The organism is Pseudomonas sp. MT92 (assembly GCF_058792515.1).
In genome coordinates this window covers 155,467-181,219 of the sequence record NZ_JBXAFA010000014.1, presented here as the reverse complement: position 1 = coordinate 181,219, position 25,753 = coordinate 155,467, and the positions used below count along the sequence as shown (strand labels likewise).

At 53.8% G+C, this 25,753-nt stretch carries 29 protein-coding genes; 12 read left to right on the top strand and 17 right to left on the bottom strand.

The window, feature by feature from the left end:
• Window positions 1-24 precede the first annotated feature (24 nt).
• The 9 genes from AC1Q6D_RS24965 to mobH form a co-directional block, all read right to left on the bottom strand.
• The gene (locus tag AC1Q6D_RS24965) at window positions 25-1,386 is read right to left on the bottom strand and encodes a TraB/VirB10 family protein (RefSeq protein ID WP_178083118.1); all 1,362 of its coding nucleotides are present in this window, start codon (window positions 1,384-1,386) and stop codon (window positions 25-27) included.
• Window positions 1,387-1,396: 10 nt separating this feature from the next.
• Window positions 1,397-2,539: a TraK domain-containing protein gene (locus AC1Q6D_RS24960; RefSeq protein ID WP_050682335.1), complete on the bottom strand. Its 1,143-nt coding sequence runs from the start codon at window positions 2,537-2,539 to the stop codon at window positions 1,397-1,399.
• Window positions 2,529-3,167, bottom strand: a complete 639-nt coding sequence (locus tag AC1Q6D_RS24955) for a TraE/TraK family type IV conjugative transfer system protein (protein WP_050682336.1) — start codon at window positions 3,165-3,167, stop codon at window positions 2,529-2,531. Before AC1Q6D_RS24955 ends, AC1Q6D_RS24960 begins: the two co-directional genes overlap by 11 nt.
• Window positions 3,168-3,174: 7 nt before the next feature.
• Entirely contained in the window at window positions 3,175-3,456 is a 282-nt protein-coding gene (gene traL / locus AC1Q6D_RS24950) for a type IV conjugative transfer system protein TraL (RefSeq protein WP_050682337.1), read from the bottom strand.
• A complete protein-coding gene (locus AC1Q6D_RS24945) occupies window positions 3,456-4,268 on the bottom strand; it encodes a DsbA family protein (RefSeq protein ID WP_050682338.1) in 813 nt (270 codons plus the stop codon). Before AC1Q6D_RS24945 ends, traL begins: the two co-directional genes overlap by 1 nt.
• A 121-nt stretch (window positions 4,269-4,389) precedes the next feature.
• The gene (locus tag AC1Q6D_RS24940; RefSeq protein ID WP_050682339.1) at window positions 4,390-5,043 is read right to left on the bottom strand and encodes an IncC plasmid conjugative DNA transfer DtrJ family protein; all 654 of its coding nucleotides are present in this window, start codon (window positions 5,041-5,043) and stop codon (window positions 4,390-4,392) included.
• 1 nt (window position 5,044) lies between these two features.
• Entirely contained in the window at window positions 5,045-5,449 is a 405-nt protein-coding gene (locus tag AC1Q6D_RS24935; protein WP_103403690.1) for a hypothetical protein, read from the bottom strand.
• Window positions 5,450-5,481: 32 nt separating this feature from the next.
• The gene (gene traD, locus AC1Q6D_RS24930) at window positions 5,482-7,353 is read right to left on the bottom strand and encodes a conjugative transfer system coupling protein TraD (RefSeq protein WP_103403691.1); all 1,872 of its coding nucleotides are present in this window, start codon (window positions 7,351-7,353) and stop codon (window positions 5,482-5,484) included.
• A 5-nt stretch (window positions 7,354-7,358) separates the two neighbouring features.
• Complete coding sequence (mobH, locus tag AC1Q6D_RS24925) at window positions 7,359-10,955, bottom strand: MobH family relaxase (RefSeq protein ID WP_103403692.1); 3,597 nt, start codon at window positions 10,953-10,955, stop codon at window positions 7,359-7,361.
• A 138-nt stretch (window positions 10,956-11,093) separates the two neighbouring features.
• Between mobH and AC1Q6D_RS24920 the strand changes: the two genes are divergently transcribed.
• On the top strand, window positions 11,094-11,627 hold the full coding sequence (locus tag AC1Q6D_RS24920) for a hypothetical protein (protein ID WP_103403693.1): 534 nt from the start codon (window positions 11,094-11,096) through the stop codon (window positions 11,625-11,627).
• Between the two features lie 49 nt (window positions 11,628-11,676).
• On the opposite strand, the gene AC1Q6D_RS24915 is transcribed toward AC1Q6D_RS24920, so the two are convergent.
• Window positions 11,677-12,225, bottom strand: a complete 549-nt coding sequence (locus AC1Q6D_RS24915; protein ID WP_146041462.1) for a hypothetical protein — start codon at window positions 12,223-12,225, stop codon at window positions 11,677-11,679.
• Window positions 12,226-12,237: 12 nt separating this feature from the next.
• Between AC1Q6D_RS24915 and AC1Q6D_RS24910 the strand changes: the two genes are divergently transcribed.
• The 3 genes from AC1Q6D_RS24910 to AC1Q6D_RS24900 all read left to right on the top strand — a co-directional run bounded on the left by AC1Q6D_RS24910 (window position 12,238) and on the right by AC1Q6D_RS24900 (window position 14,392).
• Window positions 12,238-13,401, top strand: coding sequence for a ParB/RepB/Spo0J family partition protein (locus AC1Q6D_RS24910; protein WP_256590173.1), 1,164 nt, complete (start codon window positions 12,238-12,240; stop codon window positions 13,399-13,401).
• A 61-nt stretch (window positions 13,402-13,462) separates the two neighbouring features.
• Window positions 13,463-13,912, top strand: a complete 450-nt coding sequence (locus AC1Q6D_RS24905; RefSeq protein WP_103403695.1) for a hypothetical protein — start codon at window positions 13,463-13,465, stop codon at window positions 13,910-13,912.
• A 15-nt stretch (window positions 13,913-13,927) separates the two neighbouring features.
• Window positions 13,928-14,392: a hypothetical protein gene (locus tag AC1Q6D_RS24900; protein ID WP_103403696.1), complete on the top strand. Its 465-nt coding sequence runs from the start codon at window positions 13,928-13,930 to the stop codon at window positions 14,390-14,392.
• A gap of 257 nt (window positions 14,393-14,649) precedes the next feature.
• On the opposite strand, the gene AC1Q6D_RS24895 is transcribed toward AC1Q6D_RS24900, so the two are convergent.
• Window positions 14,650-15,138 (bottom strand): PD-(D/E)XK nuclease family protein, encoded by a 489-nt coding sequence (locus tag AC1Q6D_RS24895; protein ID WP_103403697.1) that lies wholly within the window; start codon window positions 15,136-15,138, stop codon window positions 14,650-14,652.
• A gap of 153 nt (window positions 15,139-15,291) precedes the next feature.
• Between AC1Q6D_RS24895 and AC1Q6D_RS24890 the strand changes: the two genes are divergently transcribed.
• The 7 genes from AC1Q6D_RS24890 to AC1Q6D_RS24860 all read left to right on the top strand — a co-directional run bounded on the left by AC1Q6D_RS24890 (window position 15,292) and on the right by AC1Q6D_RS24860 (window position 19,595).
• Window positions 15,292-15,513, top strand: a complete 222-nt coding sequence (locus AC1Q6D_RS24890) for a hypothetical protein (RefSeq protein ID WP_103403698.1) — start codon at window positions 15,292-15,294, stop codon at window positions 15,511-15,513.
• An 81-nt stretch (window positions 15,514-15,594) separates the two neighbouring features.
• On the top strand, window positions 15,595-17,718 hold the full coding sequence (topA, locus tag AC1Q6D_RS24885) for a type I DNA topoisomerase (protein ID WP_103403699.1): 2,124 nt from the start codon (window positions 15,595-15,597) through the stop codon (window positions 17,716-17,718).
• Between the two features lie 89 nt (window positions 17,719-17,807).
• On the top strand, window positions 17,808-18,266 hold the full coding sequence (locus tag AC1Q6D_RS24880; RefSeq protein ID WP_103403700.1) for a hypothetical protein: 459 nt from the start codon (window positions 17,808-17,810) through the stop codon (window positions 18,264-18,266).
• Window positions 18,253-18,465 carry a hypothetical protein gene (locus AC1Q6D_RS24875; RefSeq protein ID WP_050682351.1) on the top strand — a complete coding sequence of 71 codons (213 nt, stop codon included), beginning with the start codon at window positions 18,253-18,255 and terminating at the stop codon, window positions 18,463-18,465. Before AC1Q6D_RS24880 ends, AC1Q6D_RS24875 begins: the two co-directional genes overlap by 14 nt.
• A gap of 71 nt (window positions 18,466-18,536) precedes the next feature.
• Window positions 18,537-18,809, top strand: coding sequence for an HU family DNA-binding protein (locus AC1Q6D_RS24870; protein ID WP_103403701.1), 273 nt, complete (start codon window positions 18,537-18,539; stop codon window positions 18,807-18,809).
• 48 nt (window positions 18,810-18,857) lie between these two features.
• Window positions 18,858-19,049, top strand: a complete 192-nt coding sequence (gene csrA, locus AC1Q6D_RS24865) for a carbon storage regulator CsrA (RefSeq protein ID WP_103403702.1) — start codon at window positions 18,858-18,860, stop codon at window positions 19,047-19,049.
• Between the two features lie 249 nt (window positions 19,050-19,298).
• Window positions 19,299-19,595: a hypothetical protein gene (locus AC1Q6D_RS24860; protein ID WP_103403703.1), complete on the top strand. Its 297-nt coding sequence runs from the start codon at window positions 19,299-19,301 to the stop codon at window positions 19,593-19,595.
• A gap of 177 nt (window positions 19,596-19,772) precedes the next feature.
• Here AC1Q6D_RS24860 and AC1Q6D_RS24855 read toward each other — a convergent pair whose 3' ends face one another.
• The 3 genes from AC1Q6D_RS24855 to AC1Q6D_RS24845 all read right to left on the bottom strand — a co-directional run bounded on the left by AC1Q6D_RS24855 (window position 19,773) and on the right by AC1Q6D_RS24845 (window position 22,057).
• Window positions 19,773-20,447: a hypothetical protein gene (locus tag AC1Q6D_RS24855; protein WP_103403704.1), complete on the bottom strand. Its 675-nt coding sequence runs from the start codon at window positions 20,445-20,447 to the stop codon at window positions 19,773-19,775.
• Window positions 20,419-20,949 carry an SEL1-like repeat protein gene (locus AC1Q6D_RS24850; protein WP_103403705.1) on the bottom strand — a complete coding sequence of 177 codons (531 nt, stop codon included), beginning with the start codon at window positions 20,947-20,949 and terminating at the stop codon, window positions 20,419-20,421. Before AC1Q6D_RS24850 ends, AC1Q6D_RS24855 begins: the two co-directional genes overlap by 29 nt.
• An 88-nt stretch (window positions 20,950-21,037) precedes the next feature.
• Window positions 21,038-22,057, bottom strand: a complete 1,020-nt coding sequence (locus AC1Q6D_RS24845) for a M50 family metallopeptidase (protein ID WP_103403706.1) — start codon at window positions 22,055-22,057, stop codon at window positions 21,038-21,040.
• A gap of 188 nt (window positions 22,058-22,245) precedes the next feature.
• Here AC1Q6D_RS24845 and AC1Q6D_RS24840 point away from each other — a divergent pair, with 188 nt between their 5' ends.
• A complete protein-coding gene (locus tag AC1Q6D_RS24840) occupies window positions 22,246-23,718 on the top strand; it encodes a 3'-5' exonuclease (protein ID WP_103403707.1) in 1,473 nt (490 codons plus the stop codon).
• 12 nt (window positions 23,719-23,730) lie between these two features.
• Here AC1Q6D_RS24840 and AC1Q6D_RS24835 read toward each other — a convergent pair whose 3' ends face one another.
• The 3 genes from AC1Q6D_RS24835 to AC1Q6D_RS24825 all read right to left on the bottom strand — a co-directional run bounded on the left by AC1Q6D_RS24835 (window position 23,731) and on the right by AC1Q6D_RS24825 (window position 25,743).
• Window positions 23,731-24,306 (bottom strand): hypothetical protein, encoded by a 576-nt coding sequence (locus AC1Q6D_RS24835; RefSeq protein WP_103403708.1) that lies wholly within the window; start codon window positions 24,304-24,306, stop codon window positions 23,731-23,733.
• Window positions 24,306-24,557 carry a hypothetical protein gene (locus AC1Q6D_RS24830; RefSeq protein WP_146041463.1) on the bottom strand — a complete coding sequence of 84 codons (252 nt, stop codon included), beginning with the start codon at window positions 24,555-24,557 and terminating at the stop codon, window positions 24,306-24,308. Before AC1Q6D_RS24830 ends, AC1Q6D_RS24835 begins: the two co-directional genes overlap by 1 nt.
• 241 nt (window positions 24,558-24,798) lie before the next feature.
• The gene (locus AC1Q6D_RS24825; protein ID WP_103403710.1) at window positions 24,799-25,743 is read right to left on the bottom strand and encodes a DsbA family protein; all 945 of its coding nucleotides are present in this window, start codon (window positions 25,741-25,743) and stop codon (window positions 24,799-24,801) included.
• Window positions 25,744-25,753: the final 10 nt, after the last annotated feature.

Below are 25,753 nucleotides of genomic sequence, written 5' to 3'. Positions count from 1 at the left end.
GAGCGAATCCGCCCCTGTTTTGGGTCAGCGACGTGGCGCCTTCGACATGAGTTTCAGCTGGACACCCTTCTTGACGATGAAGTCGACTTCACGGGCAGCATCTACCTCGATAACCGGATAAAGGTTTTCAGCCATTTCCAGGTAGAAGTCAGCAATGCGCTCCAACGCCGAGCCCACACCACCGATGGCAGCGCCCTGCAGGGCCTGCGAGTTGAATGCCTGTTGGTACACCGGATCAACAACGCCTTTATTGCTGCCACTGCTCCCTGTACCCGTCACGTTAATACTCGGCACTTGGCGAACACTGAACGCCTCACTGACGCCTTGCATGAATCCAGCTGCAAGGGAGCGGGCGAGGATCGCGCCCTGCTTCGAGATCAGGCGGCCACGAACACCTGCCTTACCGTCTTCTCCCGCCGCATAGGCATCCATACCGGTCTCGATAACACCGCCATCATCACGAACACATGAGATGGTTTCAGCACGCATATAAGCTCGCTCTGAGGACATGTCGCCGAAGGCGCTTGCAATCAAGAAGCACTCACGAACGTCAGCTCGGAATCGGTTAGGAAGGACGGCCTCTTTCTTGATCCGCAGAAGAACCGGGAAAGGATCCTGGCGTGCCTTAGTACCGGTCGGCGCATCAAGGCCTGTAATCAAGGCACCCGACATAATGGAGCCGGCCGGCAAGAAGACCTCTTGCTCTTTTTCGTCCTTGCCGTCCGCCTCATCAGGCTGTTCATTGCCAATAGATCTGATCGTCAGCTTTTCGTCCTTCTTAGGGGCCTGACCTGGCTTGACTGGGTCCTGGGCCGGGGCCGGCGCATTTGCAAAGAAGGCCGATTGGTTTTTATTTGGATCGTTTCCTACGGCGTTGAAACGGTCTTGGGAAGCCTTTTCACGCTGGATTCGTTCCTCCTTTTCCTTGAGCTCGACTTCCCTTTCAGGAGGTGGGGCCTTCGCCTGATTGGTGCGCACTTCCTCCGCGAGCTTAAGATTTTCAGCCGCAACCTTGTCGGCCTGCTCCTTAGCGAGAGAGACCTGCCCCTTAAGATCATCAACACTTTGCTGGACGGTTTTCAGGCTGTCCGTAATTACCTTTTGGTTGTTGCTCTGTTCCAACAGGGTTTTGAGGTTGCGCTGAACTTCAGTGATGGTTTTCTCTTGGTCGCGCTGTTTAGAGTTGATGGAATCGATGCCCACGGAACGAGGATCACCGTCATACAGAACACGGCCAATTGTTTGCTTGCCACCCTGCTTACGCTGGTCATTCCCCCCAATCGAACTCATCGCGAAGACGGCCAGAAGAACCACCCCGACGGCACCAATAATCGCCACAACTTTCTTTTTACTCGGGCTCAGACCCGACCACATTGACTTGATCATAACCCCCCCTTTAGTTCAGCAGGCTCGGCCTGGAAGACTCTTCTGCAGGCGCGTCACCAACTCGAGTCACGATGTAGATTTCCGTCGCCTGACCTGGCTCGAGCATATTCCGAGGCCATGCGGCAGCCGCGGCCAATGACGGATGCGTACAGGAGGTTTCGTCGAACATAACCGGGACAGCCGAAGTGTTACGGGCTACTCCCACGAGGGCTTTGAAGTTATGACCCAGAACAATTTGGGAGCGCGAAAAGTCGAATGCGATGCCCTCCTGGTAACAGGCGGGGAGCGTATCGGTGCGACTCAATTTACCCATGGAGAATCCCTTTGGAATGCCGCCCAAAGCCAGTGATCGCATGATCCCTTTGATCGATTCCATATAGGGTTGCCCCTCCTCCCACTTTTTAGCCTGGCCCGAGTAACGGAAGGCGCCCATGCCACCAGGAGTAGCGCGACCACCAGACCCTGGCGCCTGTCCAAGGATCAAGTTGGCCTGAATAGGCGGCACCTTCCGCGGCGCCAGCGTCAGACTGATCGCTACCGACTCGTCGTCCTTCGGCGTGATGTACATGGCGATCGGCGCTTGATCCTGCGTCGAAACGTAAACGACATTGCCCTTGACTTCGACAGAGCTCGTTGAGACGGTTTGGACGATCGGCTTTTCGAATGGCGTAACGATTCGGTTTAGGTGACCAATAGCTACAGGAACGATGGTGTTCACGCCGGGCTGGACAACGACATCTTCCAGGGACGACACCATCGCAACCGACTCCTCACCACCTGCGGTGGTTTTGGCCACGGACGCAGGTACCGCCTGAAGGTCACCCTGCCGACCGCCACCAGACACCTTCATCATGTCAGTGTCGTTCTTCACTGCCGGGGTAGGCGCACTTTTAGCGACCGCTGGTGCAGCTGGCTTCGCGGCTGGCTCAGAAGCCTTTTTCGCGGCCTCTTGTTCCAGAGCAGCGTGTGCATCCGCCTCGCCCGCTTCAAGCCCGTAATCGGAGGGGTTAACCGATTTCGGCGTCCCATCGACCACCAGAGTCTCTGTCGAGGCGGTGGGCATTTTTGGAATATTCAACTCTCGCGCATGAACCGCTTGAACAGCCGCAAACGCAGTGAGAATCAACGCTAGTTTCACCTGTTTACTTTTCATTATTAATTTGGTCCATACGCTTACGAGCTTGGGTGGTTTTCTCTTGGCGGCGAATAACATCTTCAGTTCGTGGTGGACCTTCATATGTATCGACAAAGGTCAGTACTGGCTTGTAGTTTTTGATTCGCAAGTCAAGTTCATAGGTGACGTTTTTTGGCTCAGGCTTTCCATTGGGCCCCGTCATGTAGGATCGGCCGGTTACATAAAACTTTCTTGTATTCGACCGATCACGCAAAACGTCTTTTGCGTTAAATTTAAGGGTCACCCTGTCCTGGCGAATCTGAAGTACCTGCGCCTCGATTTTATTCACTACATCCTGATATATATCAGTATCGAGCAACGGTTCAATCGACTTGCGTATCACTTTTGACGACGAAGGTGTCACGTTGCCGAGACGGTCAGCGATATAAAGCGCCCAACCTTCCACAAACTCATCAGATGCAGATGATTCGTCGACCCAAGCACGCTCGGTCAGGGTCGGGGGCTGCATATCGATTACAGTGCTTTTATTAAGCCAGCCAATGATCGCAAACAAGTCAATTGCGATCAGCGCGATCACCATACCTCGAAGAAATTTGTTCTCCGAAACCGTTCCCCGGTACGACTGCCTGAAGTTTTTGAATAACATATTTGCCTCAATGGAATTCACGGATAAATGGATTCGGAATCGTTCTGGACTTTGCCCCAGTCAACCCGGTAAACCAATAAATCATATGCACCATAAATCCATCAGGATGATCATCACGGTATTTTCTGTACCATCGAGTCAGCAAGAAACCGCCGATAGTACAAATGGCCGCGTAGCCAGTGAACATACCAAAAACAAGACCAATGCCAATTGGCGCAACTTCGTCAGCCTGCCAAAAGAGGAGATGGGGTGGATCATCAACATATTGAGGAATGCGAACAGGCTGCATTAGTTCATTGCTCCAGGACTTTGAACGATCTTAGACAAACTTTTCATGATGGCTTCAGGTGTAACTGCGCCGTCCAACCTGACCTGCTGACCTGTAACGTTGTGGCGCACGATCGTAGTCGGGGTTTGGTTAATCCCAAGATCAATCGCCTCCTGAAAATCCGATTTGATTTTGGCGTAGAAGTCTTCGTTATCCATGCACTTTGAAAGCTCAACACCATCAAGGCCAATACTTTCTGCGATAACACTGAGTGGCTTTTCAGTACCGGTTCCATTACCAGGCGTTGAACTAAATATGGCCCCGGCCATCCGGTAGAATGCGTCGTTACCACCCTGCGCAGCTGCGCACTCTGCTGCATACGCTTCTCGCCGTGACGCATCGCCATGGATTGGAACGTGTTTGAAAATGACGGATATATTCCCTCTGGATCCGTCGGCGAGCGCTTTGGGCACCGCAAAAAACTGCTTGCAGAAAGTGCACTCAAAATCCGAGTACTCAATAAGCGTAAATTGAGCCTTTGGATCGCCGTAGCGTCGATCGATCTGAGCCGGTTGTGGCTCACGCACACGAGGCTTATTTGGCGCAGAAGAATCTTTTCCTCGAATCGCCGCCGTGATCCTGTTCTCGTCAATCACTGAATCAAGGGCGTCCCGCTTGAATGCCCAAGGCTTAACCTTGGAAAACTGCTCATTGACTTGATTTGTCAGGTTCACTGCCTGATTAACCTTATGGTCAATCAGGAAATATGAGCCCACGGCTACCAAAAGGGACAGAGTCGAAATCGCGACAGGAACAACAAATTCTTTTTTCATGAGACACCTCAACCATTGAGCACATGGTGAGGTCTAGGTCGAGTGTTTTGGAGCGAATCCGCCCCGCTGAAAGGGTCAAAAGAGGAAGCTCCAAAAAAAGAGCATTCCTCCTGAAGGCGCATCAAAGACGCTTTGGCAGGTTTCCGATCAACAAGCTGCAGGCGATGGGCAACAGCGTGATGATCACCACCGGAATGATCATCGGCGGGATTGGAACCGGCGCGATGAAGCTAACGCAGAGGCTCGCAATGATGAAGGCGATGATTTTTGAGCTGTACGTATTGAGGAATGGCGATGAATGGCGAAAAGTGTATCTTTTGATGTTCCAGCTCATATAGCCGCCCAGCACTGATGGCACTAAAATTACGGCCATATAGGGCAGCCACATTAACAGTAGTAAAAAACGGTAGTAAATGTGATACATGACTTTGGTCAATGCTTCGCCGCGATTTCCTATGAATGAAAACCACACCCTGCCGAGGCCTTCCCATGCCTTAGACTTTTCACGCTCTTCCGCTGTTGGGACAAAGAAGCTTTGAACCGTTTGATTGAGACCTGTTTCCAGATTAATTTTGCTATAAAGCTGATTCGTTTTATTAATGAGGCCATCATGCTGATTTTTTCCCATCAGCACCTCACCCCAATCTTGCTCCTTGAGAATTGCCATATCGATAAATTCATTGGGAACAATGCACACGATCAGAAGTATTTCGATACAGATAAACACCAAAGTCGCCCATAGCCCCTGGGGCATCTTTTCTTCGACGTCGGCCATTTCAGTTTTCCTTGATATCCCGCCAGACGCGTCCGATAGAAGAACCTTCTGGCATTAGGATCTCTTCGATTTTGTTACGCGCCCCCGCACTGCCATGATTTTTTATCACACCATCTAACAAGCCCTGGATCTCTAGCACCGAATCTTCAGGCGTTGGGTCTTGAAGTAACAGTGCCGTAACGCCAGTAAGAAACGGATCAAGAAAGGAGACTAACCTCGCGCGATCGCTCCTCCCCAAATAGGACTGATATGATGACAAGCAATTTTTCAGTAGTTCCACGCACTGAGGAGTAGTCGACTCTAGGCCAACCAACTCAAGAGCAGCAGGAACAATCTCCACTGCGGTCGGCCAATCAGCTTCAAGGATGTTCAGAACCATTCTGGCCTTGTCAGCTTTTGGCAACATACGCGTAACAGCTTCAAAACGGGATCGCACGATTATGCAGCCTCTTTAACTAGCAGTTTTGCACGCTCAACTGCTTTTTCATAATTTTTAGGACGAGTCAGAACTGGAATTTTGCCTTTCTCAACTCTACCGCCTGCCAGAATCGCCAGGAACTCCAAATTAGGCAACTGCCCTAACAATTGCGCAGGGAATAGTTCACCCTCTTCATCCATAAGACGCTCACCCACGTTAAGCGAATGCATATGCGGATCATCTTTGGTGGAATTCCCCTGGGTCCGCATGACGTACTTGTAGTAAGTCGGAGGAATCATCTCCGCAATATACTTCTGGGTTTCCTGATCGGTGATACGCAGAGCAATAACATGGTTAGTGTTACCCAAGACTTGTCGAGCCTTCGCTGGAGACCCCATCCGCGCCTCAAAGTCGGCAATAGTTTGTGTAGCCACATACAAGCGCATGCCAGCACCACGACCTTTGTTTAGTAGTTGAACAAGTTGGTCATTTACTGTTTCAGCAGCTTCATCAACAAAAATGTTTACCGGCCGGCGCTTAAGCTCCTCCGGATCTTCGAAGTTATATCGCTGGCCCGCCACAGCCGCCAGATCGGCCAGGAAGATTGAGCCTATAGACGATCCAACCATGCTATCGGAGAGAGAATCCAGCCCCATGTAGAGAACTTCGGCCCCCTGGATAACCTTGCCAGAGTCGGTGATTTCACGCTCATCATCAGGATCATCCATATTCGGCGATAGGATTGGCCCCATGTGCCCAGCTGTAAGCATGTTCAGAACTGGTAGCAGCGATGCAATCATTTTGCCGAAGTGAGCCTTGTCATGCTCGAACATCGAGAGCAGGCCTTCCAGATCCGAGCTTGGCGCCAGCGGCACGATTTCTGTTCTATAGAGGCCCAGAAGGGCCTTCGCTTTCATTTCATCTGTTTGGGCTTTGCTCAAGGCAGCACGTGCTAGCGCTTCAAAGTGCGGATGAACTTTTTCTCCGTATGCTTTGATCGAACGGATTACCAAAGGCGCCAAGCCTCCCTCGAGCGTACGCCGCAACTCGACGAGGGTCGGCAACATGCCACACAACAGCAACGCCTGAATTACGTTGTTCAAAGCCATCTGCGCGAAGGCCTGGAACGGATCGCCGCCCTCGGATTTCATCAGCGCCGCGATTCGCGAGGCCACTTCGGTTGCACGACCAAAATTTTTGGTTGGCGAAATTCGGACGCTCTTTTCAGGGAAGGCCGGATGGAAATATTTGAACCGTTCAGGGCGCCCAGAAAGCTCACAAGCACGCTTGGCATTTTCGGCAAGCTCCTTATCGCCCTTGGGGTCGATTATGATTACAGCCTCTCCGCGGAGGACGGCCTGGCTGATCAAAATGTCAAATTCCCGGGTCTTACCCGAGCCCGTCGTGCCCACGATCAGGGTATGGAGCGAGGTCAGGTCCTCCTTCATCTCGATTGGCCGATCGGGCTGCATTGAGATGCCATGAATCCACGGAGAACCCATGAACCCATCGGGGATCTTCGGCATCAGCTTGGTGATGTCGCGCTTTAGCAGCTCGAATACCTGCTGCCCCTCGCTCTGCGTCCATTTGAATCCTGTACCCAGGAACAAATTCCCCCTGTTCTTGAGCATCTGCTCAATCAGTTCGTCCTGCCCCATCAGCACTGCCGGCTTTGCCTTCAAGCCCTGCTTCACCCGATAGAGATGCACGGCAGCGGGGATGCGACGCAGCGCGAAGCCCCCCATCACAATCAATGACAAATAGAATGGTTGCGGGGGCAAGTCGGTGAGTAAGTGCACAGCACTTGTAGCCGCCATGCCAAGCACCCAGCCACTAGCCTCGAAGGCCTCAAAGTTGGGCCTCCATGGCATCTCATACGCCCACTCACTCATCGCTATTAGTCCACAATTTCTATGACGTGATTGTTCCTGACTAAGAGGTATTGATGAGTAGCAATTAGCGCCCTCTTCAGAGTCGGTTCGTCAACTTGAAGGGCGTTGGAAATATCACTCAGCTTTCTGGGCTGAATGCTCACAACTCGTTTTCCGTTCAGCTCCGATTCCTTGCAGAGCGCCAGTGCAGCCGTAGCGATACGCCGAAAGTTTTCCGCTTCAACTTGATCCTTTGCAACTGCTAACGAGTGGCGGTACTTCCCCTTTGTGAGGTATTCAAATATGGCTCCCAGGTAACAGTTCAGCATGACGCTCTTGGGCGCTTTGCGTGTCATGGTTCCGGTGAAATCGTCCCAAAGCCACATTGCCTTCTGAAGCTTCGGCAGATCGTCGATAACAAACCCCCCGCCTGCGAACTCGAAATTTGGCTTGTAACTCACCATGGAGACAGTCTTGTCGATATTGGATGCGTACCACCTCAAAGACTTCGACAGGTCCGGGGTCAGCGCAAGAAACTCTTCATACTCGGCTGACTCCTTCGGCGAACACACATACCCGTTGAAACTCTCTGTGATCGCAGAAGATTCTTCCGGCAGAGGGAGGCATTCGACAGGGGTACTTGGCAATGGCTCTCGAGGCTTTCTTGGCTGCCCTACCTTAATTTCCGGGTATGGCTCACCAGCACTTTTTGAAACACTGATACCCGGTGCAACACCCTGGGGAACCGTCCTTTCAGCTCTGATCTTCGGTGTAACCTGTCTGGTTGATGCAGGTGCAGGTGCAGGTGCAGGTGCAGGAGCAGGAGCTGGTGCTGTCACGGGCGGATCAAGCCTCACCTGAGCCTCGGGGTGTAAATCCTGAAAAGATTCCTCGATCCAATCAGGCATTGTCTGCGCCGGCGGGAAGAAGTCGACGTCCGGTTCAAGGTCGAGTTCTAAGTCCACACTCGGCAGCATCACACTCGAACTCATTACCGGGAGGTCAAAGTCTGCCAGCAAATCCCGGCCTTCCAGATGAGGCGATAGTGTTTCCGATACCATCGAATGCAATTCTTGCTCATCAGCCACCAGGGCCGGTTCCGGGTCCGCTATATCGAAATTCGGAGAATGAAGCACGCGCTCCATGCCTTTAGGAAGGCTTACTGAAATCGGGGAACCCGTAGGCAGATCACCAAGGAACTCAAGAGATATTTCGGTAGGTAGATCTCCGAATCCAAACTCGTCCATCCCCGCAAGCTCAGGGGGAATGACCATTTTGACCTCGCCCCCATGCCCACCTGGCTTTATTGGGGCCGTGACCACCGCCGGTCGCGGGAATACTCGAGGGCGATACTGTTCAGCTTGACCATTTTCGTCACTGTCGACAGAACCAAGTTGCACAGCCAGTTTGGGTCTTTTGTCCTGCTCGGCATCTGCAGGCCTCAAAGATCGATCAGGGATCGCCATCCCTGCGAGCTCGAGCACATCATCGTCAATGTCCGCATAGTTATAGGCGTACTCAGCATTACGTTGCGTTAAATCATCCCCGCCGTTTCCAACTTGATTCCCCCCTGCCGCGGGTACTGCTGGCGAGATGGTCGCATGAACTTTTGGCGACGGAAACTCATCTGCAGAGGGCCCCGGGAACAGTCGCGCATCATCAGCAAGCTCCGGTAGTGAGAATTCGGGCTCGCCAGCTTTGGGTAGCCGGCCGTCTTTCGCGCCACCTGCGAGAGTGCTTCCTCCCTTGCTCTGTTTTCCAGCAGCTGCCGTCTTAGCTGAGGGTGCATCCCTACCACCAATTTTGATCCCTTCAACAACTGCCTGCTGCTGTCCACTTACGACAATACCTTGCTCTGTTGTCGCTGCTTGAGACGGGGCCCCAACAATCTTGATTTGAGGGGCGGACGCCGAACCCGGGGCCACCCTCTCCAGAGTGGCCTTTGCCCCTTTTGTCCGTTGTGATGACTGCGGTGTAGATGGAGCGTTAGACGTGCTCGGCGGTGGGCTGGCCAATTGCGGAGCAACTGCCGTGGAAATACTCGGTACAGCCTGCTTCGGAGCAGGATTGCCAAAGGGGTCTGCCCCACCAGGTGCAGCAGAGAAGTCGGGCACCGTCAGAGTCGGCGTGCTGAAAATTTCCGCCGCAGGTTTTGGAGCAAAGGCATCAACAGTAGCGCCCCCTAGGGAAAACATCGGCTCCATGGACGCCGGATTGTTTGCACCAGGAGCAGGGAAAGCCGCCAGTGGATCATTGGCTTGCGACGCAACGCCCCCTCCTGGCAACGCAACAGCTCCGGTGTTGGAGTTGGCCTCAAATCTGGTTTCGTGCTCGCCTTCACCCACCACACCCGCAATGGATTGTGGTACTGGCTCGAAGGGAAATAGCAGGTTGGACGCCGCCAACCTGACGCACTTCAACTTAATCGGCTTGGGACGTCCATCACTGAGCAGATCTGGAAAAACAGACCAGTAGATCGATCCATCTGGGGACCTTTCAAGGATATGGTGATCTAGCAGCACCTCTCCCAGTGCATCCGCACTACGCGGTACCGCCTTGACGCCCTTCTCATTCAACTCTTCTGTGATGTCCTTAACGCCCTGCACCCAGGCAACGTAGACCCCGTCACCGATAACCCAAACCCGGTGCCCAACTTCATTAACCTTCCAGACACCGATGCTTTTCAGATGCCGCATCGTATCGACCACGAGCGAGGAAACGGGCACGCCGATTCCCAGCGCTGATTTACCAGATGCGTCGCCGCCCCATTTCCTGAGATCCGCCTCTACAGAGGTCGAATCCGCCTTGATGACCAGCCCCGTTAGAATGCTCTTCTCGTCATCACAGGCGATCGCATTGACCATCGCAAAATAGAGATCCTGCCCCGCCTCCATGAGCCACAACCGCAACTCTTTTGACAGAAGGCGATCTATCATCGTGGTCGACAGATGCTTATGGACATCGTGCCGATTTGGGTTCCAGTGGAAGAAGTAGCGCTCGACGCCATTCTCTTGCGCCCATTCTGGAATCGAGTTGGCGACCGGCTGCCAGATCTTTTCAGCTGACGCATCGGTCACTCTCAGGTCGTAAAGCGGCTTGCCCACGTCATGCATAAGTGCAGCGAGCACCGCCGCCGCGTTCCATCGATCTCGTCTTTTGATTCGTTCGGCCGGATACCGATCGTGGTCAAAACTCGTCACCTGGCACGCATTCAGCGCGTGCACCGCCACTTCAAGGGAGTGCGCCAGCAGCCCACCGGCACCGCGGTGATGGTGGGCCTGTGATGCCGGCAGCATGTGGGCAAAGCTGGCGAAGGAGTCGAGAACCGGCAGAATCAAACGATTGAACTCCCTGGGAGGGAGTCCAATACCGCTGGCTATAGCGCGCACTTTTCCCGCGTGGGCATTCAGAAGAAACTTGCCCGGAACCCTTGCAGGCAGGCCGACCAGAAAAGGTGGGTACTTGAGCGAGGCCTCGTCGCCCCGCATCAAATACTTCTGCAGCTCGGGGTCTTCAAGCTCCAGCTCTTGAATCTGGTTAATAGTAAGACTGCGCTTGCCTTCACGCCCAGCATCTATTGAGGGACGCGTAACGAGCCCCTTTAATAATTTTAGTAATTGCATGCAGTCCTCCTGATGCACGCATTCTGTCTAGATGTCGGAAAAGCGGTGCCTGAATCCATACCACTTCGCGGGTCGGACTCACCACACCAGCAGTTTGCACAGCCATATGATCCCCCTCACACACTATGGGAGGGCAAAATGGTCCGGACAAAGGCAATCACTATCGCGGCGGCTGTATTTCTTACGGCCTGCACAAGCACCCACAAACATCCCTATGACCAGATCACTGAGGACGCCACGGCGTACGTGCCGGTAAGAGTTGCGCACGAGTTTTACAGCAGCTGGGGTCATGATGGCCGCGGCGGTGCGGCGCTTCGAAAACCCGCGTACGAACACGTGATGGGTAGCGAGGATGAGGTAATGACCACTCAGGGTAATTACGCGCAGTTACGCTCCGGACAGGGCACTGGCAATAGCGTAGTGGTTACCGCACTCAATCACGGGATGAACAAGGCCATCGACCAGGCCCTTACCTTCACACCACCCGATCAACAACCCGCCCCCCGCTCCTATGCACTCAATGCCAGTAAAGAGGAATACGAAAGAGCGTATCGAAAACTGTGCCGAGGCGCAGGAATGGAAATGACAGAGCGCGAGTGGGAGATTGTTGCCTTGGGAGGCCCACAAGGCGTCCCCGCGACACTCCGTGGAAAGTGTCTTTCCTACAAATAGAAAGCGGGACAGAAATACAGAGCATAAGCCCGGTCACACCGGGCTGTTTCTAGCCTAGAAGCAAATGAATTATCCACCAATACACGGGCGTGTCGTAGGTGGCCATACCCAATATCACACCGAACATCGAGCCTAACACCAACTCAACGACGAGAAGGTATCTGAGCCGAACTCCCCATAAGCTCCCATGCGATGACTCCTCCAAACCTTCGGGAAGGGCATGCAAACGGTTCATTCGCAGCTGCAGGTCCAATCCAATATTATTCATGCTGCTTGTGGTTTCTGCCTTGCTCATTTCTTCCACCTGCCCGTGATTTTCTTTGCTACCAAAGACTTCCTCATGAGCTGTGAGCAACGATCTCAGGGAGATCCGTTTACGAAATCGTTTTGCAAATTGCGCGGCCGGCTCTGCACTGCCCATGAATAGTCCCCTCATCAGTTGAGATTCAGGGACCGTACCAAAAATCAAGTCCGGCACAGGCCCTATTCGCCACCATTGGTGGGTCGGATGCCCCCCTTGGTAGCTGCAGTCAGCGGTAAGGTGGTCAGCGAGAACCGAAGTAGCACTTCGATGATTACCCGCCGCAATTGAACGCATGACCGGGACTCGTTGAACATCGCTCTCGTGTTCGGGCCGGAGGCAAATTCCCAGCGCCATGCCGCCGCTTCACACCTGCACAAGCGAATAACGACGATGACGGAACATAATCAGTACGACGAAAACCAAGAAGGCACTGCCCACCACCAGGCCCTAGCCAATGACCTGAGCACGTTCTGCGAGGTTGCTGTCGCGTCAGGTAATACCGGCAATGTCGGGGAGACCAACCTCACTTGGTTGGCCCTTGACCTCATTGAGGAACAGGAGGGTTTCAATCTTCGTGACTATGAGCGACCAGACACCGTAAAGCACATCGAACGGTTGGCGCTCGCCTGGGAGCGAAGCGAGCAGTTTCAGCCGATCGAAGTCCAAGTTGTCGATGGGCATTGCTATGTACGTGACGGACATTGCCGGCTGCGTGCGGCGCGATTGGCCGCTTCTCGTGGCGCCCCCATCAAGCGTTTGCCTGTCATTGAGCTTAAGGGGAATGACCAGCTCGCCTGCGTGCGAATTCTGACCTCGAATGAGCAGCTCAAGCTCAGCATTATTCAGCGAGCGCATGGCTATCAACGCCTACGCGACTTCAATTGGCCGGATGAGCAAATCGCGTCCCATATTGGCATGACCGATACCCATGTACGCGAAACGCTGCGCCTGCTACTTCTGCCGGAGTCCATCCAGACTCTGCTTGAAAAAGGCGTCATCAAGCCCTTCCTTGCCCTTGATCTATGGCGGAAATATGGTGACTCGAGCGAACAAATCATTCTCGATGCCTATGAGGCGCGCAAGCGTGAGCAGGCTGAACTGTTGGCCAAGGCAGTCATCGCCGGCGATGAGCCACTGACCCCACAAGTCCAAGTAGTTGACCTGACGCAGCTCGCCCCGATCCCTGAGCCAGAGATACGTCTTACCAGTCGGCATATTTCAGCGCCGACAAAACGGATCGGTAAAAAGCTGATTACCAACATGACGTCGACCATGACCGGGATCTCGAAGCTCATGCGCGAGTCCGCGATTATTGATGCAAACAACGGAACCATTTCCGTGCAGATCCCGATCGAGGAATACGAGCGATTCATGTCGATCTCAAGCGAAGTTTCCAAGCATCGCCATGACGAGCCAGCAGGCAAACCTGCCAGCGATAATGACCAGCAGGTACTCGGGTTGGCTAGTTGATAGGAATTATCTTTGCCAGCCAATCGAACACAACATTTAAACCCCCAAAGGGAAAATGACGATGAGTAACACTTTTACTATTTCGCATACCCCGATGAACTCGGGTAAAGGCAAGACCCCAATAGCTGACGCTTATGAACAGACTCGGGCTGCACTCGGCGTGTATCAAGGTCTACTGGTAACTGAATTGGGTGACGACGCAGAAAGCTACGAGCTGGCCTGTGCTTCCGTCGTCATGGGCCGGGAAAACGTCGGCATTGCTTTCAGCGTGAAAGACCATCGCGCCTATGTTTTGATCCTGGACGATGGACGACCTGATATGCACTACCTACCGATTTGGTTGCTGGACATGGCCAAGTATCTGACGGAAACCTTGCGAACCTTCGTGGTGCCTGACCAAGGTAGTGAACTCACCTACTGGGGCGACAGCGAGCGTCGGCGATTCATCGCATACAAATTTAAAATGGCTGACTCCCCGACGAACATAGTTCCTATTGGCACGGCGCCATAGTAATCAGGACAAACCATGCAAAAAGACAACCTATACGCAAAGCGTCGCCAGCTAAGCGCGATCGAGAACGCGGTAGTTAGCCTCAACCAGGGACGTATGTCCCCATGTGCCGGGGCGGCCATCATTGCCGGCACGGTCGCTGCTCTTGTAGCCGGTCCGGCTTTGCAACTTGGCCTGACAGTCGCCTTCGGAACAGGCGTCGCTACAACCGTCCTATCCTATGTATATTCCAAATTTCCGAAGTCATGGGCCGAGGTTGTAGACAAGCGATTGGCAGATTATGAGCCTGTAGATCATGCGTCTTACGCCCTGTTGCACGAAAGAACAAAAGCATATGGCGGGCTAGAATTGGGGGCTATGTTTGAGTGGCTGGATAAGGAAAACACAGCCGTCCAAACATCGAAGCCGGTTCAACCGGACGGCACCGGCAAGCGTTTTATGAGCAAGGATGTTTCAGGTAACCGCGAGCCGAAGGAATAGACGGATAGTTACGCCCAAGCGGCCCAGGAGTTTGGGCTTTTAGTTATGCCGTTGGGTATGGATTTGATGCGCCTGCCAAACAAGCCCCAAGGGCTGCAGGTTTTTCCGCTACTACGAAGGGCCGGCACGATCTGACCTTGCTTACAGAGCTACACGAGTTACCCAAGAGGTCCCAACGAATCACCCTCGCGTGCGATATCAGCCAGTATGAAGGGGTAGCCAGAAGATACTTCTGCCTCGCCCCTTTTTACCCTGAATCACCGAATGCGCTGCCCCACCGGGCAGTTCGATCTCTTCGGGCAGGATACACAAACCCGTTCATGCGGGTGCCTTGGCGCAGCGCGCAACCCCTCCCCTCGCAACATCCAGTACCTGTTCCAGAGCGAAATCACTTGAGCGCTGGATAGCAGCGTCACAGGCTTGTATACGGTGCGCGTTGAATTCGAGATTCGAATGAACCCAGTCCCTGACACTGGAAGGTTACGTCCAAACAGCGATTGCGACTGGCGAGCCAGGATAAAGGCGTAGACGCTCAACTGAATCACGTCCTTCATGTAGACCGATTCGCTTTTTCGGCGCTTGGTATCTACGGGCACCAGCCAGCCATTAGCCAAAAACACCTGATCACCGCGGCCATGCAGGGGGACGGGAATCTCAGTGGCCAAGTCGCGCTCAGAAAGGACAACGCGCCCTCCTCTCAGTGCATCCGGGAGATTTTCACTCCAGGCTCCAATTGCACGATTCATCTACTCACCTTTTCTTTTTTCACACCACTACAGTACCCCTGTCTCGGAAAGTGCAACCCCTTTGCTTTAGCTTCAACCAGCCACCAAAAAAGTTGCAGTTCAGGAGAACGTGAGAGCCTATGGGTGTGATTACGAGAACCAAGAGGTGAACCTATGAGCGGTAAACGAAACGGCCGCCATCCAAGGTCAATATCGGCAACCGAGTTGTCGAAACTCGGCCAGTGTGAACTGATGGTTGCACTAAACCTCCCCGAAGCAGCATCGCAAGAGATGAAAGCAATGGCACGCCAGGGCGAGGCTGAGCATGAGCGGTTTCATCTGCGGGCTGTCCTCAATGCCGGCACAGCCGATGAGGTCGCACGGCTGCACAAGTAACACCAACAGGGGGCAAATTGCCCCCCCAGCGACCCGATGTTGAAGGCAATGTTGCTCTAAGTTTCCCCAGGGCTAAACATTGTGTTTGATCTCGTCATAGTTGAATCGCCGAACAAGACTAAAAAAATCCAGAAATTTCTAGGGGACTCCTTCAAGGTTACCTCTAGCGTCGGGCACTTCCGAGACCTTCCACTCAGGAGGATGGGAGTAGAAGCCCCAAACTTCGTACCTGACTATGAGGTAAGTGAAGACAAAAAGAAGGTCGTATCCAACCTGAAGAAGTTAATTCAACAGGCAAATATGGTGTACCTGGCCACCGACCTCGATCGCGAGGGTGAAGCCATTGCCTGGCACTTGAGGGAGGTCCTCAAGCCCAAAAAATACCGAAGAATTAAATTTAACGAAATCACCAAGAAGGCCCTTACTGAAGCTATCTCCAAGGCCGGCGACATCGACATGATGTTGGTGGCGGCCCAAGAGGCACGCAGAGTTCTGGATCGCATAGTTGGGTACACTGTCTCACCGCTACTGACCGAGCTATCCGGGGCCGGTGTCAACCTATCCGCCGGACGCGTTCAGTCGGCAGCCCTTTTGCTTCTGGTCGAACGAGAACAGGCGATCACCAGTTTCGTCTCCGTCGACCATTACAAGCTGAAAGTGAGCTTTACCTGGCCAGGTAAACAAGCAGTTTGGACTGCTGAATGGCAACACAAGGCGCTACAAGCAGCCATGGGTGTTGAGCAAACCGACCTTTTTACGCATGCCTCTTATTTACAAAGTCTCGCCGACGCCATTAAGGGTCAGCCTGCCTTCATGGTTTACAAGCTTGATAGTCGAGAGGAGGACAGAAAGGCGCCGGCGCCCTTCACTACATCGACTCTGCAGCAAGCCGCAAGTGTGAAGCTGGGTATGGACGTGGATCAGACCATGAAGAAGGCCCAGGCGCTCTTTGAAGCAGGCCTGATCACCTATCACCGCACCGACAGTCCTAACCTTTCCGAAGAGTCTGCCCAGGAAATTCGTGCATGGCTCACTGGGAAGGGACATGCGCTTCCTGCAGCACGCAACACTTGGGCGTCCAAAGCTGACGCTCAGGAAGCTCACGAGGCCATACGACCGACAGCAATCGACATTACACCGTCCGATTTTGCGCCCGACAGCGATGAGATGAAGCTCTACAAGCTGATCTGGCTCCGCGCTGTGGCAAGTCAGATGGTGCCGGCCAAATTTTATGCGACTAAGGCGCTGCTCCTCTCGGCCGTCAAAGTGAAAGATCACAACCTGCAGTTTCTGGCAAAAGGCCGAGTCCTATTGAGCCCGGGATGGATGGCACTGACCCCGGACGACGCAGTGGAGGACAAAGACGAGGGCAATGAGGACGACGCAGACAAATCCCTCCCTGACCTGCAGGAACAAGCCCGACTCCAATGCAGTGAAGTACAAGCCGTCACAACCGCAACAAAGCCTCCGCCGCGGCTCACGGATGCCTCGCTCACAAAATTGCTTGAGTCCATGGGTATTGGTAGGCCCTCAACTTTCGCGTCTATTGTGGCCACGCTTTACAAGCGTGAGTACATTCGAAAGGAAGGACGGAAGCTTTACGCGACACCACTGGGCATAGGCGTGATCTCCATCTTGAAGGGCCGGTTCAGCTTCGTTAGCTACGATTTTACAAAGATGATTGAGGAGGCCTTGGATCAAATTGCCACCGGCAAAGCATCGTACTTGGCCGTCGTTGGTTACCAACACCAGGTGCTCACGGGTGAAGTGGACAAGATCAAAGCAGACCCGAGCATCTCAGCAACGGTAGCTGAACAAAAGTCAGAGATGTTCGGCGACCAGGTCAGTTGCCCGATCTGCAAATCTGGTGTTCTTCGCCGGCGAGCTACCAGTTCGGGGGCATTCTGGGGATGCACCAAATACCCGTCCTGCACAGCGTCCTGCAATGACATCAAGGCACGGGGCAAGCCTCCTGTACCTGATCTCTCAACCATCCGCACCAAAGAAGCCTCTGCTGAGAACGGCGCACCTAAACCGGAGCGAATCATTTCTGAGGTGAATTGCCCAAAGTGCAAGAAGAAGAAAATGTCGCTGCGACCAGGTCCAAAGGGGCCGTTCTGGGGATGCCTTGGCTACCCTTCTTGCAAGGGCACGGCGCCCGACGATGGTGGCAGGCCATTAATTGCAGCGCCACAGGCAATCTGAATTCGCCCCTGTGACTGGGACTGATCGGACCTTTGTATCGTTATGGCATCGGGATAATGCGCCGATTAGACGGAGGCTCTTGGACCATTATGTGTATCGACGGCGCAATTGCAGTAACCAGCTACTCATCAGCAAACGCTAAGCTTCCTGTTGAGATCGGGATTGCCACTGGCACCAACACCCTGAATGTCGTGATCGGTGTCGTGCCGGGCGTTATCGAGATTCATTCGGGTGATGAGGCTGAGGCTGGTCTCGGCGCCCTCGAAATGGAAGCCATCGGCCTTCAACCTACCAGGGCATGCGAGCTGATCAATGATTTCCTGGTCGGGGGTGTTGTGGGCTGTCGGGAAGAACGTGTCAAAGTGGCTTTGCAGCAGCTTTATAAGATCGCAGGCCATCACATGGAATTTCAGTTAGAGGAGCTTGGTGACCTCGACATTTCGCCTCCGACCTTTGATCAAGGTGCTTGCGCAGAAATGGAAGCTCGTAGGCTTGTGTTCCTCGCCAGGCAAAGTAAGAGCAGAGGCGCTTCACATGTTCGACACTGACGTAATACCTCATGAGACGAAGGAAAAACTTCAACGTCTTCTGGATCTAACTGCGTCGCTTGAAAGGGTCAACTCCAAGGTGATGCACGGCCAACAACCGACTACTGAAGATTTCCAGCTGCTGGGGGAAGGTCGACGGGAATTTGGGGATCTGATCGCACTCTTTGGCCTGCGCCCGCCGGGCAATTCACTCTCATAGCTTCACCTTGATGTAATGGGATATTTCTAGTTTCGCCCTGACAGTACAGGCCAACCAAAAGGAGCGCCTAAGTGAATAAAAATCAGCTCGTGGAAAAAGTTTCAGCTAGTGCGGACGTTACGAAAGTCGCTGCTGGAAAAGCTGTTGATGCACTAATCGATGCAATCACCACCACTCTGGAAGGCGGTGGCTCCGTTACATTGGTCGGCTTTGGTACTTTCAGCGTTGTGGACCGCCCCGAACGTATTGGTCGAAATCCCCAATCAGGGAAGCCGATGACGCTACGGGCCCGACGTGCGCCCACCTTCCGGGCTGGTAAATCGCTCAAAGAATCAGTCAACTAAAAAACCTATAACGCGGGTGACTCCCTAGCGTCTAAGAAGGAATCAAGAATGCTTATTCTCACACGGAAGGTCGGAGAAACTATTGTCATCGGCGATGACATTCGCGTGACGGTTCTCAACGTCTCGGGCAACCAGGTTCGTATCGGAGTCGAAGCCGACAGGGCGACACCGGTTCACCGCGAAGAGATTTACAACCTGATCCAGCAATCCGGCTCCACGCAACAAAGACAAAGCGCCTGACAACCATTGGTGGAAAGTCGCCGGCGTTTAGCCGGCTTTTTGTCAGGATTCCCTACTGGCTTAATCGCTCTCAGGCCAACCGGGCTGGCTCCATGTCTGTCGGCATGTGATATCCTCAAAAAGATTCTTTCGCGTCCAGGATGTCCTGGCGTGAAGTCCAGCTGATAGCAATCATCAGCACCAATTTCCAACCTAGTGGGGTCCATTTCCCCATTGGGGGACATGGCCTCCACACTTTCGGAGAACGCCATGTCAAATCAAGCCCCGCTATCAAAACTCTCCTTGTCGATCGGCCTGCTGGCCGCGCGGATCGCAGAGAAGCTGTTGGTGAACTACACGATCACTATTCCAACAGACCATGAAGCCACGCGGACCTATGAGGTTCTCGTGACGCAAACCTTGAAACGCACCATCGCAGTGAACGTTCAAGACTCAAATTTGCTTGCTGCAATGACCCAGGCCGCTACTTTGGCCACCACAATTCAAGACTCCGATTGGGAACCACTGAGTGAACCCATTCACGTCGAATGCAGGGTGATCAAGTAATCGAAGGAGTGGTAGGCATGGCCTGGTTCATACCTTGGCAATGCGTCTATCCAAAATCGCCTTGCCTCACGGAGGCAGGGCACTTTGAGAGTTGCCTTGGCAGTAGCACCAGTTGCTGCCAAGGTCTGTTCTATTTCATTTAGGTGGTGTGCGCCATGATCACCTAGAGCGACTTACCTAATTGCAGAACCGGTAAAGCACTTGTGGCACACCGCACTTGTAAATTCGAACGTATCCGAAAGGTCCTCCGCGCAACCCCTCATCCCCTGTTTGACCCAGACTAACGCCCAACATCGAACCGACACCGATCCAGCCGGTCAACGGACCACAAATTGATTGGATGGTGAAGACCGAACCTTCAACGGTGCATGCTGCTCTGCAGTATGAATCGATGTGCCATTTCCCACGCACCCCAGCGACAACAGCGAGGTGCAGCATTGAGCCATCGACAAGCAAGTAACCTACCGCCTCATACCCGGGATAACCTGAGGTATCGATCCCAAATGCCCAGCACTGACCACTGAAATCGTCTGGTAGCGGTTGGATCATCAGGTCCTGCATTACCCCGTCATGCGTATGGTCATGCACCTGCGGCGCCATGGACCACAAGTGATTGCACCTGGCCTTGAAGCCGGCTCGCTTGGTGCCACTATCGAACCAGGTAATTGCCCATTGACCCACACCCTGGACAATCATGAGAAAGCCAAAGAGCAGGGCTAACCCATAGACTAGGAGTAATGGTTTGAATGTCGGCAACAGGATCTGGAACAGAATGTTAACAACCAGTGCTGCAGCGATGATGCTCAACCCCGGTTTCACAAACCTAGCCAGGCTGACAAGGAGATCCTTCAACGGTTACACCTCGAGTTCGGTAAAGTTGAATCCAGCGAGCACCTCGCTGAACCCCTACGGTTAGATCGGTGCCAGCTGCGGCCAAGTTGACCAGTTGAACAACGACATCTGAACTACCCTCGCCGTCGACGTATCGTGCAACTTTTGCCCACTTCGCCGCCTCCTGTAGCTCCTCAGCTCCAGCAGCGTTTGTCGCAATCGCGATCGCCAGATCTGCAGCCGAGTGAGAGGTTCCACTCTCGGCGCCGAACCGTAAAAATGACTTCGCCTTTTCAAGATCCCTCCCAAGGAGCCCGTTGCCGAAGAGATAGAGTCGGCCGATCTTGGCAGCGGCCTCAGGATTGCCGCTACAGGCCATTTCCTTCAACTCGATCAATGCCACACCAGCGGCGTCCAGGTCGTCGCGAGAGATGGCATCAGCAATATTCGCCTCGAGTGATACCGGGTCACTTGCCGATGCGGGTAACGCCAGAAGCAGGATTAGCAGAACGACAATTCGCATAAATGGCACTCGCTAATAACGTGAGACGACTATATTCGCCCCGTGCCTGTGCGATCTCTCCAGATAGGCCCTACGGCCGGGGCAAACCCTACGACTCTGAAGCCTCTCCAATTCCATTTTGGTCTGCTGGCGGACCACCCATGCGTTTACCATTTTTTGTGGCACCAGAATTCATCGTCCTATTTTTGCCTTCAACGCCGTCATCCGGACTGACAAGAACACCAAACCCAGCGACCGGGTCGCTGCCGCCGGCGCGATCCAGCTCAGCGACTGGATGAGACGGTACCGCACCGCCGTATCGCAATCGTCTTAGTACGATCACGACGAGAGAAGGCAGCACCAACATGACAAACACCCCGGCAACAGCCAATGTCGTGACCATGGTCACCGCGTAGATAACCCACTCAAGCGCCCGCATGCTCATCGCATCCGCCATTCCCTGGGCGTGAGCCAGGCCATTACGCAACACTGTGGGGAGCTGACTCGCAAAATCGACCTTGAACAGGAATGACGCAGCAAGCGCGATAACCAGCAGCACGACACCTCCCCTTAAGGCCAGGCGGATATCAGCCCACGAAGGTATGCAGTGCATCGCTATGATCAGCGCGGACATACTCCACACGGCGCCCATCCCGCCTGCGCAAAGATTCCCGTAGACCAGCGTCCAAGCGCCGACCACGCCCTCCAGGAAGACAGATCCATCAAATCCACTATCTCCCCAAGGAGCCACAGCAGGGTTTAATGGAAAGAGGAACTCAAACAATAGGAATGCCATAAAGATTGGGGCAACACCTTGCACCACCAGCCCAACAGCGTGAACTGTTGAGGACGGACGATAGGTGAAGGCGACATAGCCAAGACGCCCGGTGGCCGCGTCGGGTGAGTAGAGCCGGATTTGAGTTATTTTCAAACCGAACATCCAGCACGCCAAAACGTGCCCCAACTCATGTATGGGCGTACCAAGAACACCTGTGACCGCGTAGAACGGGAAAACGCTCCGGACAAGCGACTGAACCAGCCTGTCCATAACCAGAATGACCAAGGGCGGCATCAGGAAGATGTAGGCCAGGTACTGTACGATCAGTTGCCAGTTAGAATCATTAAACATTGAAGGCTCACGGAAAGTGGGGGGGGCCGCTCATTCTCACCCTCCTCAAGCTCGCCGCGGAGCGACATTGATGCCCGGCCTGGGGCACCAACATCTGTCATAGATCGAACCCGTCTACAGGCTCAGTCTCAACACCTGCGCTCCTCTCCCCTTGCTAGATTGGCCTGATCGAATCTAGGGGAACGGCCGTGGACATTAACTGGACATCGGAGCAGCTGGAATTTCTCAATTGCACGGCACCGCTCATTAGGCTCCGAGCGTTTGCTGGTGCGTCCAAAACGACCTCCCTCGAAGGCTATTCGCGCAAACATAACCGCCTCAAGTACCTGTACCTGGCTTACAACAAAGCCATCAGGGATGAGGCCAAAAAACGCTTCCCGAAAAACGTCGTCTGCGCGACCACACACGAGTTGGCCTACAAAGGTTACAGGGCAAAATACGAGCATAAGCTCGAGGGTGGTTTGCGCCTTGGGGACATGGCCAAGGTACTGAATACGAATGATTGGACCGTGGTAAGGGCCGTGGTCGATACCTTGAACAACTTTTTGTGCAGCCCCCTCGAGACCTTTCATGAAAGCCATCTCCCAATGGTCAAAAGGATGCCGGGCTCGCAAATGCCACCGAGCTTCATCGAGAATGTTTTCAAGTCTGCAGAGTATCTTTGGGAACGGATGATCGACCCTGAAGACACGTCGGTACCCTTGTTGCACGATGGCTACTTGAAAATGTATTTGCTCAGCAATCCGGACCTCAGTAGAACCTACGATGTCATCCTGGCCGATGAGAGCCAAGACCTGAACGGCCTGACACTGGCCCTCATCAAGAAACAATCTTGCAGGAAGATTTTCGTTGGCGATCGGCACCAGGAACTCTATCGCTTCAGAGGTTCTGACAATGCGTTGGATGATCCAGACCTCGACGATGCAGTTGACCTTCGCCTGACCAGGTCGTTTCGATTTGGGCCAGCAACAGCCGCCCTTGCCAACATCATTCTAAGTTTCAAAGGCGAGACGGTACCGGTAATAGGTGCCGGCGCTCGAACTAAAATTCGATCCACCTTAGACAGCGATGCCAAACGTCCCGCGTTGCTCCACCGCACGGTCATGGGGGTCATCCTTTCAGCGCTGGACTACACCGCCGCCGGCAAAAAAGTGTTTTGGATCGGCAAAATTGATTCGTATCAGATCTCGAGCATCGAGGACCTGTATTGGTTCAGCGAAGGCCGCACTGATAAGGTCAAAAACAAACGGCTGTTGAAGGAGTTCAGCGACTGGCACCAGTACCTGACCATCGCAGAGGAAACGAAAGATCGCGAAATGGTCCGAGCCATCAAGATCATCAACGCCTACGATGACCTTGAAGCACGCCTACGTCAGATGCGCGCGATGACGGTAAACGAGGAGGACAAAGCCGACATTATCCTGGCCACAGCCCACCGATCGAAAGGGCTTGAGTTTGACAATGTCGCACTGATGGATGATTTCCCGGACCCACTGGACCCTCAGATGGACCATGGGTCGCGTGAGGATGAGCTCAATTTGCTGTACGTCGCGGCCACCCGTGCGAAGTACCAATTGGCGGTCAATCAAGTCGTGATTGGCCTCATGCGCGAACACGCCTACAAGGTAAAAATGGCCGCTAAACAAGCGCAAGGGGTTTGAAAAACCGCCGTGTCATATCGCCCGGCGGAGCGGCACTAGATGATCCGGTGATGCCCCAAATCGCTTGCAGAGGGACTCGTAGCTAGAGCCGAATCCCAAACTCGACATTGTGCATAGCACCTCAATGTTCGAGTCCAGCGTCGCAAGACAAAGGTCGCGGCTATGGGGAACCATACGAAATCCGCGGACCTTCAATTCGTGCTCAAGCTCCCCCCACCCCCTTGAAATCTTGGTGAGCGCCAGGAGTTCAACCTTTTTCGATTCACTTAACTCGCCCTTCAGCGCAGGAATTTTTCTAAGGTCTTCCCGAGGGTCCACACGAAAGCCTGAGAAAAGGGCCTTAATCTGCCAACTACGTCCTGTCCGAACCCAGCGGAGCCCTCCAAGAAGCGCCCACACAGCGCAGAACACTGCAAAGGCTACACCAGCACCCGATAGGATCGCAGAAGCCTCAAGCATGCCCAGGCGACGCATTAGGGTGGGAAAGAGATCACCCACACCAAAATAGAAGAAGCAGGCGTAGGCAAGGGGTCTGATGATCGCCGCACCAAACGCCGGCCGGCGCCGATGGGAGTTGAGCTTGTTCATTAGGCAGTGGCTCCGGCTGCACCCTGGATATCGCTGTGGTTAGCCCGACCCTCAGCTTCCACCCGATGAGCAGGGTCGGCATTATCCGCCGCGACCAGTGAATCCCGGGCGTGCTGAGCCCACTCGTCGATCGCCCCCTCAACAATTTTCGGATACTCCTGATCAGACTCTAAAGCCTTCATCTGTAGCAGGATCTCGTCAATCACCAGGTCTGGCTCGACCCGCGCCCCGCATTCGCTGCAGTGACTCATTCCAATTGCCAAGCCAGGCATCCGGTAGGGACGTCGCCCAGTCTGCAGCTGAAACTCGGAAAATGCCCGCGCGTAGAGGTCAACGGTTCTTGAGGGCAAAGCGCGGCCCGGCAAGTTCCCCAGAATGGCTATGACGCATTGGTGTGACATGGTTTTCTCCAAACAAAATGGCTCTCTCAGAATCAACCGAGAGAGCCAATATGCAAGCCCTGCTCCTGAGAGATCTGCTCAGAATGTTGTTCTACTGCTCATCTGTGCCGGCGTCCTGTTCTTCATCAGCCGTCGCCACCGGGGCAGTTTTCTCTGCCACCGGCGCTGCACCGCCGCGAGCGCCATAGCCCAGTATTTGCTCGCTTACAACAGCCCCACCATCAACCTGTTCACCCTTCTGCTTTTGCTCATCGGCCTGAGCGTCCGCTCGTTCGCTGACCATCATTTTTTTCATGACGGTAATGAAAGCGCTGGCCGGCTGGGCGCCTTTAACAAACTCCTTTTCACCGGTGAGATTGTCGATGACCATCGTCGCAGGCGTTCCGGTGGCGCCAATCTTCTCGCCCATCAACATGTGCTCGTTGATCCGGTCCTTGTGACGTTCACTGGCCATGCACTCGTTAAACTTCGCCTTGTCGCCACCGAGTCGTTTGGCCAGCGCCGGCAAGTCCTTTACCCCGCCACCATTGCCAGCAGAAAGCTCGAACACCTGGTCGAGAAAGACCCAAAAGCCCTTGTTGCCTTTTTGCTCTGCGAAGCACTCGGAGGCCTTTGCCTCATCGTGGGCCGCCGGGTTATGGAACTGCAGAGGCAGATGTCGCCATTGCCAGTTAACGGCACCGTTAGAGCGATCAACAATTTCCTTCATTGTTGGGTGCAGACGCTTACAGTACGGACACTCCATATCGGAGAATTCGGCCAGGGTAAAACGCGCTTTCAGGTCACCGTATACGCGCGCGTCATTTGGCACCGTGTCGACTGCATTGGGGTACCGGGCATACTGGGCACTGGCGTAGGCTTCAATTTCCTTAAGCTCGCGCTGGACAATGAGATCGTCGACGGCAGCGGCTACTTTGTCATCGAGATATCGACCGCCCTGCAAGGCGTTGAATGCCGCAAGCCCGCCAAAGGTTGCAACTTGGGAGAGGACGACTGAGATGGCTATAGCCGGGATGAGCGGTTTGAGGTTGAGCATGGCTGTTCCT

Bases quoted from the DNA above. Each gene is read 5' to 3' on its own strand.
- AC1Q6D_RS24965 (WP_178083118.1), bottom strand. From the start codon at position 1,386: ATGATCAAGTCAATGTGGTCGGGTCTGAGCCCGAGTAAAAAGAAAGTT.
- AC1Q6D_RS24960 (WP_050682335.1), bottom strand. From the start codon at position 2,539: ATGAAAAGTAAACAGGTGAAACTAGCGTTGATTCTCACTGCGTTTGCG.
- AC1Q6D_RS24955 (WP_050682336.1), bottom strand. From the start codon at position 3,167: ATGTTATTCAAAAACTTCAGGCAGTCGTACCGGGGAACGGTTTCGGAG.
- traL (WP_050682337.1), bottom strand. From the start codon at position 3,456: ATGCAGCCTGTTCGCATTCCTCAATATGTTGATGATCCACCCCATCTC.
- AC1Q6D_RS24945 (WP_050682338.1), bottom strand. From the start codon at position 4,268: ATGAAAAAAGAATTTGTTGTTCCTGTCGCGATTTCGACTCTGTCCCTT.
- AC1Q6D_RS24940 (WP_050682339.1), bottom strand. From the start codon at position 5,043: ATGGCCGACGTCGAAGAAAAGATGCCCCAGGGGCTATGGGCGACTTTG.
- AC1Q6D_RS24935 (WP_103403690.1), bottom strand. From the start codon at position 5,449: ATGTTGCCAAAAGCTGACAAGGCCAGAATGGTTCTGAACATCCTTGAA.
- traD (WP_103403691.1), bottom strand. From the start codon at position 7,353: ATGAGTGAGTGGGCGTATGAGATGCCATGGAGGCCCAACTTTGAGGCC.
- mobH (WP_103403692.1), bottom strand. From the start codon at position 10,955: ATGCAATTACTAAAATTATTAAAGGGGCTCGTTACGCGTCCCTCAATA.
- AC1Q6D_RS24920 (WP_103403693.1), top strand. From the start codon at position 11,094: ATGGTCCGGACAAAGGCAATCACTATCGCGGCGGCTGTATTTCTTACG.
- AC1Q6D_RS24915 (WP_146041462.1), bottom strand. From the start codon at position 12,225: ATGCGTTCAATTGCGGCGGGTAATCATCGAAGTGCTACTTCGGTTCTC.
- AC1Q6D_RS24905 (WP_103403695.1), top strand. From the start codon at position 13,463: ATGAGTAACACTTTTACTATTTCGCATACCCCGATGAACTCGGGTAAA.
- AC1Q6D_RS24900 (WP_103403696.1), top strand. From the start codon at position 13,928: ATGCAAAAAGACAACCTATACGCAAAGCGTCGCCAGCTAAGCGCGATC.
- AC1Q6D_RS24895 (WP_103403697.1), bottom strand. From the start codon at position 15,138: ATGAATCGTGCAATTGGAGCCTGGAGTGAAAATCTCCCGGATGCACTG.
- AC1Q6D_RS24890 (WP_103403698.1), top strand. From the start codon at position 15,292: ATGAGCGGTAAACGAAACGGCCGCCATCCAAGGTCAATATCGGCAACC.
- AC1Q6D_RS24880 (WP_103403700.1), top strand. From the start codon at position 17,808: ATGTGTATCGACGGCGCAATTGCAGTAACCAGCTACTCATCAGCAAAC.
- AC1Q6D_RS24875 (WP_050682351.1), top strand. From the start codon at position 18,253: ATGTTCGACACTGACGTAATACCTCATGAGACGAAGGAAAAACTTCAA.
- csrA (WP_103403702.1), top strand. From the start codon at position 18,858: ATGCTTATTCTCACACGGAAGGTCGGAGAAACTATTGTCATCGGCGAT.
- AC1Q6D_RS24860 (WP_103403703.1), top strand. From the start codon at position 19,299: ATGTCAAATCAAGCCCCGCTATCAAAACTCTCCTTGTCGATCGGCCTG.
- AC1Q6D_RS24850 (WP_103403705.1), bottom strand. From the start codon at position 20,949: ATGCGAATTGTCGTTCTGCTAATCCTGCTTCTGGCGTTACCCGCATCG.
- AC1Q6D_RS24845 (WP_103403706.1), bottom strand. From the start codon at position 22,057: ATGTTTAATGATTCTAACTGGCAACTGATCGTACAGTACCTGGCCTAC.
- AC1Q6D_RS24835 (WP_103403708.1), bottom strand. From the start codon at position 24,306: ATGAACAAGCTCAACTCCCATCGGCGCCGGCCGGCGTTTGGTGCGGCG.
- AC1Q6D_RS24830 (WP_146041463.1), bottom strand. From the start codon at position 24,557: ATGAGTCACTGCAGCGAATGCGGGGCGCGGGTCGAGCCAGACCTGGTG.
- AC1Q6D_RS24825 (WP_103403710.1), bottom strand. From the start codon at position 25,743: ATGCTCAACCTCAAACCGCTCATCCCGGCTATAGCCATCTCAGTCGTC.